Source organism: Xanthomonas sp. NCPPB 1325 (assembly GCF_041477645.2).
Taxonomy (GTDB): domain Bacteria; phylum Pseudomonadota; class Gammaproteobacteria; order Xanthomonadales; family Xanthomonadaceae; genus Xanthomonas; species Xanthomonas cannabis.
This window is the reverse complement of the sequence record NZ_CM192985.1, coordinates 2,785,548-2,797,727: the sequence shown is the minus strand read 5'-3', so window position 1 is coordinate 2,797,727 and position 12,180 is coordinate 2,785,548. Positions and strand designations below refer to the sequence as shown.

Genomic DNA, 12,180 nt, shown 5'->3' with positions numbered 1-12,180 from the left:
GGCGCCCATGATACGCGCCCACCCCGGACGTGGCGCGTTACGCCGGGCTGCGCGGTTGCGCGGCCAGCCAACGATCCAGCTGCGCGGCAAACGCCTGCCGATCGGGCGCATGCAGCGCCGGCGGCCCGCCGGTCGCAATGCCGGCGCCACGCAGCTCCTCCATGAAGCCACGCACCGACAGGCGCTCCTTGATGGTGTTGCTGGTGAACGCCTCGCCGCGCAAGCCCACTGCCGTAGCGCCGGCTTCCAGTGCACGTGCCGCCAAGGGGATGTCCTGGGTGACCACCAGGTCGCCGGCAGCGACCCGCTCGGCGATGGCATCGTCGGCCGCATCCGGCCCGCCCGGAACCTGCAGGGCGCGGACCTGGGGCAGGGTGGGCGTGCTCAGGTAATGGTTGGCGACCAGGGTGACCGCGACGCCGGTGCGTGCGGCAGCGCGGAACAGGATGTCGCGGATCACCGCCGGGCAGGCATCGGCGTCGACCCAGATCTGCGCGCGGAGGGGGGCTTGGGGTGTCTTCATCGGTAGAGTGTGGATGGGGAAGTGCCTGACAGACGGTGGGATTTGGCCTGACTGCAAAAGATTTGGCGCCAGGTGTCGCTTTTTGCCGAAAACACGAGTACTGTGCACGCACTGTGTTTGCAAGGGTCACCGTGAATCGTGGCCTGGTGCAGCCGGATCGTTACAGATCTCGCTTCATCGTTCCGCTTTACCAACGCCTGCAACTCAGTCTCAGCTCCGGCTTTTCGGACGCTGCGATTTATCCATCTATAGTTCAGGAGTTTGTAAATGTCAGATCGTCAGAGCGGTACCGTGAAGTGGTTCAACGATGCCAAGGGCTTCGGCTTCATCACCCCGGAAAGCGGCCCGGACCTGTTCGTGCACTTCCGTGCCATCCAGGGCACCGGCTTCAAGTCGCTGCAGGAAGGCCAGAAGGTCACCTTCGTCGCCGTGCAGGGCCAGAAGGGCATGCAGGCTGACCAGGTGCAGGCGGTCTAATCCGTCTGCAACCGGAAGGTTGCCAAAAACGCCGGTCGCGCAAGCGACCGGCGTTTTTTTATTGGCCGTGCGTCGACCAGGCCGAACAGGTCCGTGCATCAAGTGGCGGCATGTGCTGTCCTTGGCAGCTGCCGGTGTCCTATGGGCGATCAGCACCAGGCGATGGGTGGCAGGCTGTCCTTGGTCGACCTCGTTATCCTCTGTCGACAAATCGGCCGAAGGCGTGCATCGCTGTCTGCACCCTGTCGCGTTGCAGCCATCCAGCTGGGCAATACGCGCGCGCCAACCGCTGGCAGTGAACAGAACCACGGGCTTTGCGCGCTGCGACGACGCGGCGCTGGGTACGATGGGGCTTTCCGCCTGCGGACGCCTTCATGATCACCGTTCACCATCTCAACAACTCCCGGTCGCAGCGTGTGCTGTGGTTGCTGGAAGAACTGGCGCTGCCGTACCAGATCGTGCGGCACGAGCGCGACCCCAAGACCATGCTGGCACCGGCGGCGCTGCGGGCGATCCACCCGCTGGGCAAATCGCCAGTGATCGTGGATGGCGAGCTGACCATCGCTGAATCCGGTGCGATCCTGGACTATCTCACCGAGCGCTACGACACCGAATGCGCCTTGTCGCCGCCGCCGCGGCCGATCGACTCACCCGAGCGGCAGCAGTTCCGTTACTGGATGCACTACGCCGAAGGCTCGGCCATGCCGCCGCTGCTGATGACGCTGATCTTCGGCCGGATTCGCAGCGCGCCGATGCCCTTCTTCGCCAAACCGGTCGCGCGCGCGATCGTGGACAAGACAATGTCGGGCTTTGTCGGCCCGCAGGTCAAACTGCACATGGACTGGATGGAGCAGTCGCTGCAGGCCAACGCCTGGTTCGCGGGGGAGCGCTTCACCGCTGCCGACATCCAGATGAGTTTCCCGGTGCAGGCCGCGGCGGCGCGTGGTGGCGGGCTGGAGCATTACCCGCGCCTGGCCGCGTTCCTGCAGCGGATCGAAGCGCGCCCCGCGTATCAGGCAGCGCTCAAGAAGGGAGGCCCTTACGAGCTGATGGGGCGCAGCCGCAACGCCTGATGGTGGTGTGCCGGCGTGGGCGGTGACGCCACGCCGGCGGTCTCGTCCATTATGACCGTCGAGGTGTGCAGCCGTCCTTCTCCGGCAGGCTGCGTTCGGCTCAGGGCGCCTTGCACTGCCGCAGGAACTGCAGGGTGTCGCGCAGCTCCGGCGAGCCGGTCAGCGGTTTGCGGAAGGCCAGTACCAGGCCCATATGACCGACGTGCGGATACTGCTTGACCTGCACATCTTCGCCCTTGCGGCGCATGGCCGACGCCAGCGAGAGGCTGTTCTGTGGCTCGACAACGTGGTCGGCATCGCCATGCAGCAGCAGCATGGGCGGCTCATCGCCGTCGACGAACAGGACCGGCTGCGACCTGGCTTGGTCAGTGGCCGATGTACCGAAGATATCGACCAGCTCGGGGTCGGTCATTGGAAGGAAATCGTAGGGGCCGGCCAAACCGACTAAGCCGCACAGCTGCTGCGGCTGCAGGCCCTGCGCCTGTAGCCAGCTGCGATCGGTGGCCAGCAGGCCCGCGATATGCGCACCGGCCGAATGCCCCATGACCGCCAGCCGCTTGGGGTCGCCGCCATAGTCATGCGCATGCTGCAGGCCCCACGCGGTGGCGCTGGCCGCATCCGTCATGAAGCCTTGCAGGCCCACCTGCGGGTACTTGCGGTAGTCGGCGACCATGGCCACCACGCCCTGACGTGCCAGGGCGCGGCCCATCCAGCGGTAGTTCGCGCGCTTGCCGCGTTTCCAGGTGCCGCCGTAGAAGAACACCACCACCGGTGCGTCGACCACGCCGCGCGGCTGATAGACGTCCAGCGCCAGGCCGTGTGCCGGATCGAAGACCTGATCGTGATGCTCGATGACGCCGTCACGGCTGGAGGCGGCGTTGATGCCGCCGAAGAACACGCTGCTGCAGGCGGTCATCGTCAGCGAGCCGAGCAGTAACAGGGCGGGGCGGATCCAACGGGAGGGGCGAACAGGCATGGGCGATGTCGATGATCAGTCAGGAGAGGGGGGCAGCGGTGTCGCGGCATGTGTTGATGCTGTGCCATGACGGTCGGGCGGCGCCGCATATCGCCCGGGCAGGCAACGGTGGAGGCGTATTAGCGGCGATCAGGCGTCGCTGGCATGTGCATGAAGAGCTCGCTTGGTATCGGAATGCGAAGTGAAGATACGGTGCGCGGGCGGCGCCGGATGCGGCGCGGCCCATGCCGAGTTCACCGTCGGTGGCCTAGGCTTGGCGCCATGACACGATTGCATTTTGATAACCGCCTGCGCCAGCAGTTGCCTGGTGACCCGGAACAGGGCGTGCGCCGCCGCGAGGTGAGCGCGGCCTGGTCGTCGGTCCTGCCCACCCCGGTCGCCGCCCCGCGCCTGGTTGCCTATTCGCCGGACGTGGCGCAGCTGCTGGGAATGGACGGGGCCGAGCTCGCCAGTGCGCGCTTTGCCGAGGTCTTTGGTGGCAATGCGCTGTATCCGGGCATGCAGCCCTGGGCGGTCAACTACGGCGGGCACCAGTTCGGACACTGGGCCGGGCAGCTGGGCGACGGCCGGGCGATTTCGCTGGGCGAGGCGATCGGCGTCGATGGTGGCCGCTATGAACTGCAACTCAAGGGTGCTGGCCCGACCCCGTATTCGCGCGGTGCCGACGGCCGCGCCGTGCTGCGCTCGTCGATCCGCGAATTCCTGTGCAGCGAGGCCATGTACCACCTGGGGGTGCCGACCACGCGCGCACTGAGCCTGGTGACCACGGGCGATGCGGTGGTGCGCGACATGTTCTACGACGGCCGGCCGCAGCGCGAGCCGGGCGCGATTGTCTGCCGCGTGGCGCCGTCGTTCGTCCGCTTCGGCAATTTCGAATTGCCGAGTGCGCGGGGCGATATCGCGCTGTTGCGGCAGTGGGTGGAGTTCACCATCACCCGCGATTTTGCGCAGCTTTCCGGTACCGGCGAGGCCCTGTACGCCGACTGGTTTGCACAGGTCTGCGAACGCACGGCGGTGATGGTGGCGCACTGGATGCGGGTGGGGTTCGTACATGGGGTGATGAATACCGACAACATGTCGATCCTGGGGTTGACCATCGATTACGGCCCGTATGGCTGGGTGGACGATTACGACCCGGACTGGACGCCGAACACCACCGACGCGCAGGGTCGGCGATACCGCTTCGGCACCCAGCCGCAGGTGGCCTACTGGAATCTTGGCCGCCTGGCGCAGGCGCTGGCGCCACTGTTCGCCGACGCCGCGCCGCTGCAGCAGGGGCTGGACCGGTTCCGCGACACCTATCTGGCCTGCGATCGCACCGATACCGCCGCCAAGCTGGGCTTGGCGGAGTGTCGCGACGAAGACCTGCAGTTGATCGATGCACTGCGCGCGCTGATGCGCGAGTCGGAAATGGACATGACACTGACCTTCCGCGCGCTGATCGACTTTTCCGCCGAGCGACCGGATCCGGACCTGCTGCGTGACGCCTTCTACGACGAAAACAAGCGCCTGGCCGATGCGCCGCAGCTACACGCGTGGTTGCAGCGCTATGCCGCGCGCCTGAAGCAGGACACGCTGCCGCCCGAGCAACGGCGCACCCGCATGCGCTTGGCCAACCCGCGCTATGTGCTGCGCAACTATCTGGCGCAGCAGGCGATCGACAAGGCCGAGCAGGGCGATGCGTCCGGTGTGCAGGCACTGCTGGAGGTGATGCGGCGGCCGTACGACGACCAGCCGGGCCGCGAGGCGTTTGCCGCGCGACGCCCGGACTGGGCGCGCGACCGTGCCGGATGTTCGATGCTGTCGTGCAGTTCCTGACCGGCTCAGATGCACGTATGCCGTAAACGCAGCGTCAAGGCCGCGCGCAGCCTAGAATAGGCCGCACCCCACTGGCCACATTGCCGCCACCACCATGACAGATTGCAGCCGCTGCGCCGGCACCCATCCATCCGGCCCCAACCACTGGTCGGAGCGGATCCGCGATATCGCCGATTTCCCCAAGCCAGGCATCGTCTTCAAGGACATCACCCCACTGCTGTCCGATGGCCCCGATTTTGCGTCGGCGCTGGACGAAATGGCGCAGCCCTGGCGGACCACGCCGCTGGATGCGGTGCTGGGCATCGAGGCGCGCGGCTTCATCCTGGGTGCGGCGCTGGCGCGCGAACTGCGGACCGGCTTCGTACCGGTGCGCAAGCCGGGCAAGCTGCCTGGACGTACCCTGGTCCAGGAATACGCGCTGGAGTACGGCACCGACCGTATCGAGATGCATGAGGATGCGCTGCCGCGCGGCGCGCGCGTGCTGATCGTCGACGACGTGCTGGCCACCGGCGGGACGTTGCGCGCGGCGCTCGGCCTTGCCGCACAGCTGGAGCTGGAAATCGTTGGCGCTGCGGTGTTGGTCGAGCTGACCGCGCTGCAGGGCCGCGCGAAGTGGGCCGATGACGTGCCGCTGCTGGCGACCTTGTCGTATTGAGCGCCGTTCGTAAGCTGTGTGCCGTCCCTGGACGCGCGCAGCTGCTGCCTGAACCACGTGCTGACCGCTGCGGTGGCCACGGAGGCCGAACACGCGGTGGGCCTGCGGGTGGAAGAGCCGGAATACGCGGCTCATTGTCGGCCTCTGCGTGCCCGGTTGGTCCGCTGCGATGCGGGCATGGGTGCGCCACGCTCGTCCTGAATGCATGAGGCAATGGCCGGCGGATGCACGCGTGTGTGCATTCGCGCGACGCCATCATTGCCATGCCCGCGGCCGGTATCGTACCGGGCGCTGTCTGCTCAGAGCTTGCTGACCCGGAAACGGCGTCCCTTGATCTTGCCCGCATGCAGGTGCGCCAGCGCCTTGGCGACCTGCGCGCGCGCAATCGCGACATAGGAGCGGGTGGGGTAGATCGCAATCTTGCCGATCGCCGCGCCCGACAGGCCGGCTTCGCCGGTGAGCGCGCCCAGGATATCGCCGGCGCGCAGTTTGTCGGTCTTGCCGCCATCGATGCGCAATGTGGTCATCGCCGCCTGCGGCAACTGTGCCGGGCGCGCAGTGGCCAACGGCGCGCGCGACCATTTCAACGGCTGGCCTTGTTCGGTCTCCAGCGCCTGGGCGCGCGCCGCTTCACGCGGCGCCACCAGGCTCAGCGCCAGGCCGTGCTTGCCGGCACGCGCGGTACGGCCGATGCGATGGCGATAGGTTTCGGTGTCGGTAGGCAGCTCGTAGTTGACCACTGCCGACAGGTCTTCCACGTCCAGCCCGCGCGCGGCCACATCGCTCGCCACCAGTACATTGCAGCTGCGGTTGACGAAGCGCACCAGCACCTCGTCGCGGTCGCGCTGTTCCATGTCGCCATGCAGTGCGAGCGCGGAGAAGCCGAACTCCTGCAGCGAGCCGGCCACCTCGTCCACTTCCTTGCGGGTATTGCAGAACACCACGCTGGATTCGGGATTGAAGCGCAGCAACAGGCCGGCGACCGCCTTTTGCCGATAGGTCGGGTCGACTTCGAAGAATTGCTGGTCGACTTCAGGCGCGTTGTCGGCGCCTTCCACGGTGATTTCGACCGGGTCCTTCAGGATCTCGCGCGCCAGCGTGCGGATGCTCTCCGGGAAGGTGGCCGAAAACAGCAGGCTCTGGCGATGCTTGTCGCAGCGGCTGGCGATCTCGCGGATGGGTTCTTCAAAGCCCATGTCGAGCATGCGGTCGGCTTCGTCCAGCACCAGCGTGCGCACGCCGCCCAGGTGCAGGGCGCGTTTACGAGCCAATTCCTGGATGCGTCCGGGCGTACCGACCACCACCTGCGGGTCGTGCGCTTGCAGCGAGGCCAGCTGCGGGCCGAGCGGCATGCCGCCGGTAAGCACCACCAGCTTCATGTTGGGGATGCCGGTGGCGAGCTTGCGCAGTTGCTTGCCGACCTGGTCGGCCAGTTCGCGGGTGGGGCAGAGCACCAGCGCCTGCGCACGGGTCAGTGCCGGGTCGAGCTTCTGCAGCAGGCCCAGCCCGAAGGCGGCGGTCTTGCCGCTGCCGGTCGGCGCCTGGGCGATGACGTCCAGCCCCTGCAGGATCGGCGGCAGGCTCTGCGCCTGGATGGGAGTAAGCACGGTGTAGCCAAGGGCGTCGATGCCGGGGGCCAGGGCCGGCGACAGCGGCAGCGCGGAAAATTCGTTCATGGCGCATTTTAGCGGGAATCGGGAATCGGGAATCGGGAATCGCAAAGGCGAGGGCGCTTTCCATTCCCGATTCACCATTCCCGATTCCCGTACAATCGCGGCATGCCTTTAATCACTCTGCAAAGCGTCGACTACAGCGTCGGCGGCCCCTTGTTGCTGGAAAAAACCGACCTCACGATCGAGCCGGGCGAGCGTATCGCCCTGATCGGCCGCAACGGCGCCGGCAAATCGACCTTGATGAAACTGATCGCCGGCGAGCTCAAGCCCGACGACGGTGAAGTGCGCGTGCAGCAGGGTGTACGCATCGCGCGGCTGGAGCAGGAGGTGCCGCAGGGCACCGGCGGCAGCGTGTTCGACGTGGTGGCCGACGGACTGGGCGAGTTGGGCCATTGGCTGGCCGAATTCCACCAGCTCAGCCATGCCGAGGTCTTCGACGCCGACGCCTTCGGCAAGGTGCAGGCCAAGATCGATGCAGCCGACGGCTGGGCGCTGGACCAGCGCGTCACCGAGACGCTGACCAAGCTGGAACTGGATGGCGATGCGGAGTTCGCGCGGCTGTCCGGCGGCATGAAGCGGCGCGTGCTGCTGGCGCGCTCGCTGGTGTCTTCGCCTGATGTGCTGCTGCTGGACGAGCCGACCAACCATCTGGATATCGAAGCCATCGATTGGCTGGAAACCTTCCTGAAGGGCTGGAGCGGCAGCGTGCTGTTCGTCACCCACGACCGCCGCTTCCTGCGAGCGCTGGCCACCCGCATCGTCGAAATCGATCGCGGCCAGGTCACCAGCTGGCCGGGTGACTGGGCCAATTACGAGCGGCGCCGCGAAGAGCGGCTCAACGCACAGGCGCAGGAAAATGCGCGCTTCGACAAGTTGCTGGCGCAGGAAGAGATCTGGATCCGCCAGGGCATCAAGGCGCGTCGCACCCGCGACGAAGGCCGTGTGCGACGCCTGGAATCGATGCGCAACGAGCGCGTGCAGCGCCGCGATCTCACCGGCAATGTGCGCATGGAAGTCTCGCAGGGCGAGTCGTCCGGCAAGAAGGTGATCGAGGCCAAGGAGGTCGGCTTCGCCTTCGGTGCGCGTACCATGGTCAAGGATTTTTCCACCATCATCCAGCGCGGCGACCGCATCGGCCTGATCGGCCCCAACGGCAGCGGCAAGACCACCTTGCTCAAGCTGTTGCTGGGCGATCTGCAGGCGCAGGAAGGCGAGATCCGCATCGGTACCAATCTGCAAATTGCGTATTTCGACCAATACCGCTCGACGCTGCGCGAAGACTGGAGCGCGATCGAGAACGTGGCCGAGGGCCGCGATTTCCTGGAAATTAACGGCAAGCGCAAGCATGTGCATGCCTATCTGCAGGATTTTTTGTTCACCCCCGAACGCGCACGCGCGCCGATCACGCGGCTGTCCGGCGGCGAGCGTAATCGCCTGCTGCTGGCGCGGCTGTTCGCACAGCCGTCCAACCTGCTGGTGATGGACGAACCGACCAACGATCTGGACGTGGAAACGCTCGAATTGCTGGAAGAATTGCTCGGCGACTACAGCGGCACCTTGCTGCTGGTCAGCCATGACCGCGACTTCCTCGACAACGTGGTGACCTCCACGCTGGTGATGGAAGGCGATGGCCTGATCGGCGATTACATCGGTGGCTACAGCGATTCGCTGCGGCAGCGGCGCACGCCGGCGGCCAGTGCGATGGCAGTCGCCAAGGCGTCTGCTACCGCGGCGCCAACCACGCCGGTTGCGGCGGCGCCGGTGGATGCCGCACCCAAGCGCAAGCTGGGCTACAAGGAAACGCGCGAGCTGGAGCAGTTGCCGGCCCTGATCGAGACGCTGGAGCAGCAGGTTGCCGCGCTGACCGAGGCGATGAACGACCCGGCTTTCTATCAGCGCGACAGTGCGGCGATGACCGCGCACACCGACGCACTGAGCCAGGCGCAGGCGCAGCTGGACGCGGCCTATGCGCGCTGGAGCGAGCTGGATAGTTGACCGGCATGCCGGCGCGCATGACGTGCCGGTACTGACCCACGTACTCGGTGACCGACGCTGCGTGATGGGCGACGAGCGCGATCGGCCTGAGACGCGGCTGATCGGCCGTTGTGGTGTCCCGTGATTCTTAGGTGTCATCAGCGCGCGTGCCCGGGTGAGACGCCTACCCGCAGGCGCTGGCCGGAGCGACGAACGCCGTAAAGGTCAGTGCACGCGCCGCCCAGCGCGTGGCGGCTTCATCGAGGATATCCAGCAACGTGTCGCGGTCGTTCGGTGCGGCATTTGCCAGCGCGTCCGCACCATCGATCAACAGCGCATACCCGCGTGGCGACGGCAGCCATGCCAGGTCCTGCAAGGCATCGCTCAGCGCATCCCAGTTGCGGCCGAAGCTGGCGGGAAAATCCAGCTGGGTTGCCAGGCGCATCAGCAGCATGCGTTTGTCACTGCAGGTGGCCAGGTCCACGCGCAGGATGCGCAGACCCGCATCACGGGCCAGTGCGGCCATGGTGTCCAGGTCGTCGGTGTCGGCCTGATACACGCCCGACTGCTGCGGGTCGGACAGGTTCAGCGCGAAATTGCCTGCGCTCATGGTGCCTGCTCCGGTGTCGGGCCCTGGAACGCCTTGAAACTCTGGTAATGGTCGTCGCTGTAGTACCAGGCCTGCGGTGGCGTGCCCCCGGTGACGATGCGGCGGGCACCACGGTCGGCGCTGCCAGGCGTGTCGACGGTGTACTCGCGGTAATAGCCGCGCGGGCGCTCCGGCAGGCGATGTTCGCGGTTGCCGAACACCGCGCCATCCTGCGGATACGGAAATGGACCGCCGCGCTGGATCAGCACGATGGTGCCCATCGCTTCGGTGGGCAGGAAGGCGGGCAAGCGCGGCACCTGGCGTGCGACCGCTGCGGTGGCGATGGGGGCGCTGAGTTGCGGGGCAAACTGCGGCTTGGGCGTCTGCAGCGTGCGCATGCCCCATAAGCCGGCAACGAGCAGCACGATGGCGACGATCAGCAAAGCGGGTTTGCGCATGAGGATGATCCGTAAAGCGGGAATGTGTGCGGCAGAGCGAGTATGCCGCCGCGCGACTGTGTCGACTTTGAACGTGGCCGGGCACCTATACGGTTCACGCGCATGTAACTGGGGCATGGTGCAAGGTGTGCAGCGAACACCGCGCGGCATGCGATGGGATGAAGTTTCCCTGCCAGCACCCTTGGTAAGCGCCGCCGCCGTCCTTACCATCTACCCCGCAACGCCCGGCCTTCGCCGGGCGGCAAGTCCAGGAGACACGCATGGCTTACACCCTTCCGCAGTTGCCTTATGCCTACGACGCGCTGGAACCGAACATCGATGCGCAGACGATGGAAATCCATCACACCAAGCATCACCAGACCTACATCAACAACGTCAATGCGGCGCTGGAAGGGACCGAGTATGCGGACCTGCCGATCGACGAACTGGTGTCCAAGCTGAAGAGCCTGCCGGAAAACCTGCAGGGCCCGGTGCGCAACAACGGTGGCGGCCATGCCAACCACTCGCTGTTCTGGACCGTGCTGTCGCCTAACGGTGGCGGCGAGCCCAAGGGCGAGGTCGCCAAGGCGATCGACAAGGACATCGGTGGCTTCGAGAAGTTCAAGGAAGCCTTCACCAAGGCCGCCGTCAGCCGCTTTGGCTCGGGTTGGGCATGGTTGAGCGTGACCCCGGACAAGAAGCTGGTGGTGGAAAGCACCGCCAACCAGGACAGCCCGCTGTTCGAAGGCAACACCCCGATCCTGGGCCTGGACGTGTGGGAACACGCGTACTACCTGAAGTACCAGAACCGTCGCCCGGAATACATCGGCGCGTTCTACAACGCGGTCAATTGGGACGAAGTCGAGCGCCGCTACCACGCCGCGATCGCCTGAGTCTTGAGCTGACGCTGTAACGCAAGAAGGCCGGGAGCGATCCCGGCCTTCTTCGTTGTGCGGTCCACGTCGTAGGGGCGACCTCGGTCGCGATGGGCATTCCCGTGGAAAGCTCCATCGCGCGCAAGCGCGCTCCTACCGCAACCGAAGCGGCGCCGATCAGAACTTGGCGTCGAACTCGCGGGCGTAGCCGGTGTTGACGATGACCTTCTGCAGCGCGTCGCTGATCTTGATGTTGCCGGCGACGATCTGCTGGGTTTCCGGGCCCATGTTGTCCATGCGCGGCGGGGTGGCGCCCTTGTAGTCGCAGACCCGGCCACCGGCTTCGCGCACCAGCAACACGCCGGCGGCGATGTCCCAGGCTTTGACGCCGGCTTCGAAGTAGGCATCGGCACGGCCGCAGGCCACATAGGCCAGGTCCAGCGCGGCCGAGCCGGTGCGGCGCACGTCTTCGGCCTGCACCAGCAACGCATCCACGCACTTGAGCTGCGCGCTGGCGCGTGCACGCTCGCGCGGCGGGAAGCCGGTGTGGACCATGGCGCCTTCCAGATCCTTGCGCTCGGCGATGCGGATGCGGCGGTCGTTGAGCACCGCGCCGGCGCCACGGCTGGCAGTGAACAGCTCATTGCGCAGCGGGTCGAAGATCACCGCATCGGTGGGTTCGCCATTTTCCACCAGCGCGATCGACACGCAGTAATGCGGAAAGCCGCGCAGGTAATTGCTGGTGCCGTCGAGCGGGTCGATCACCCAGGTGTAACGGCCACTCTTGCCGCCCTGCACGCCGCCTTCCTCGCCGAACACGGCGTACTCGGGGTAGCCGCGCTTGAGTTCCTTGATGATGACCTTCTCGGCATCGGCATCGACTTCGCTGGCGTAGTCCATGCGGCCTTTCTGCACCACGTTGAGTGCATCGAGCTTGTTGATACCGCGCAACAGCACATTGCCGGCGAGGCGGGCGGCTTTGACCATGACGGTGACGGCGGGTTTCTGCATGGTTAAAGCTCCCGTGAAGGCAGAATGGACGATGACGAAGGTAAAAGAGCGGTCCGGCGCCAAAGCCGGCCGCGCAGTTTACCATCTACGACCGAATCG

The 12,180-nt window shown here is 66.1% G+C and carries 12 protein-coding genes; 6 read left to right on the top strand and 6 right to left on the bottom strand.

Annotated elements, in window-relative coordinates; translation table 11 throughout:
* Positions 1 to 37 precede the first annotated feature (37 nt).
* Entirely contained in the window at positions 38 to 523 is a 486-nt protein-coding gene (locus ACCQ10_RS11990) for a YaiI/YqxD family protein (protein WP_372360765.1), read from the bottom strand.
* A gap of 267 nt (positions 524 to 790) precedes the next feature.
* Here ACCQ10_RS11990 and ACCQ10_RS11985 point away from each other — a divergent pair, with 267 nt between their 5' ends.
* Positions 791 to 1,000 (top strand): cold-shock protein, encoded by a 210-nt coding sequence (locus tag ACCQ10_RS11985; protein ID WP_006451993.1) that lies wholly within the window; start codon positions 791 to 793, stop codon positions 998 to 1,000.
* 374 nt (positions 1,001 to 1,374) lie between these two features.
* Complete coding sequence (locus ACCQ10_RS11980) at positions 1,375 to 2,073, top strand: glutathione S-transferase (protein WP_372360763.1); 699 nt, start codon at positions 1,375 to 1,377, stop codon at positions 2,071 to 2,073.
* A 100-nt stretch (positions 2,074 to 2,173) separates the two neighbouring features.
* On the opposite strand, the gene ACCQ10_RS11975 is transcribed toward ACCQ10_RS11980, so the two are convergent.
* Positions 2,174 to 3,049, bottom strand: coding sequence for an alpha/beta hydrolase (locus tag ACCQ10_RS11975; RefSeq protein WP_372360762.1), 876 nt, complete (start codon positions 3,047 to 3,049; stop codon positions 2,174 to 2,176).
* Positions 3,050 to 3,310: 261 nt separating this feature from the next.
* Here ACCQ10_RS11975 and ACCQ10_RS11970 point away from each other — a divergent pair, with 261 nt between their 5' ends.
* Both ACCQ10_RS11970 and ACCQ10_RS11965 read left to right on the top strand, forming a co-directional pair.
* Positions 3,311 to 4,867 (top strand): protein adenylyltransferase SelO, encoded by a 1,557-nt coding sequence (locus ACCQ10_RS11970; protein WP_372360760.1) that lies wholly within the window; start codon positions 3,311 to 3,313, stop codon positions 4,865 to 4,867.
* A 94-nt stretch (positions 4,868 to 4,961) separates the two neighbouring features.
* Positions 4,962 to 5,522 carry an adenine phosphoribosyltransferase gene (locus tag ACCQ10_RS11965; RefSeq protein WP_184387385.1) on the top strand — a complete coding sequence of 187 codons (561 nt, stop codon included), beginning with the start codon at positions 4,962 to 4,964 and terminating at the stop codon, positions 5,520 to 5,522.
* A gap of 299 nt (positions 5,523 to 5,821) precedes the next feature.
* Here ACCQ10_RS11965 and dbpA read toward each other — a convergent pair whose 3' ends face one another.
* A complete protein-coding gene (gene dbpA, locus ACCQ10_RS11960) occupies positions 5,822 to 7,198 on the bottom strand; it encodes an ATP-dependent RNA helicase DbpA (protein ID WP_372360759.1) in 1,377 nt (458 codons plus the stop codon).
* A 102-nt stretch (positions 7,199 to 7,300) separates the two neighbouring features.
* Here dbpA and ACCQ10_RS11955 point away from each other — a divergent pair, with 102 nt between their 5' ends.
* Positions 7,301 to 9,190 carry an ATP-binding cassette domain-containing protein gene (locus ACCQ10_RS11955; protein ID WP_372360758.1) on the top strand — a complete coding sequence of 630 codons (1,890 nt, stop codon included), beginning with the start codon at positions 7,301 to 7,303 and terminating at the stop codon, positions 9,188 to 9,190.
* 163 nt (positions 9,191 to 9,353) lie between these two features.
* Here ACCQ10_RS11955 and ACCQ10_RS11950 read toward each other — a convergent pair whose 3' ends face one another.
* The gene (locus ACCQ10_RS11950; protein WP_372360757.1) at positions 9,354 to 9,779 is read right to left on the bottom strand and encodes a barstar family protein; all 426 of its coding nucleotides are present in this window, start codon (positions 9,777 to 9,779) and stop codon (positions 9,354 to 9,356) included.
* A complete protein-coding gene (locus tag ACCQ10_RS11945; protein WP_104579640.1) occupies positions 9,776 to 10,216 on the bottom strand; it encodes a ribonuclease in 441 nt (146 codons plus the stop codon). Before ACCQ10_RS11945 ends, ACCQ10_RS11950 begins: the two co-directional genes overlap by 4 nt.
* A gap of 260 nt (positions 10,217 to 10,476) precedes the next feature.
* Between ACCQ10_RS11945 and ACCQ10_RS11940 the strand changes: the two genes are divergently transcribed.
* Positions 10,477 to 11,088 (top strand): superoxide dismutase, encoded by a 612-nt coding sequence (locus tag ACCQ10_RS11940; RefSeq protein WP_039407641.1) that lies wholly within the window; start codon positions 10,477 to 10,479, stop codon positions 11,086 to 11,088.
* Between the two features lie 159 nt (positions 11,089 to 11,247).
* Here ACCQ10_RS11940 and ACCQ10_RS11935 read toward each other — a convergent pair whose 3' ends face one another.
* Positions 11,248 to 12,081 carry an inositol monophosphatase family protein gene (locus tag ACCQ10_RS11935; protein ID WP_005913068.1) on the bottom strand — a complete coding sequence of 278 codons (834 nt, stop codon included), beginning with the start codon at positions 12,079 to 12,081 and terminating at the stop codon, positions 11,248 to 11,250.
* Positions 12,082 to 12,180 lie beyond the last annotated feature (99 nt).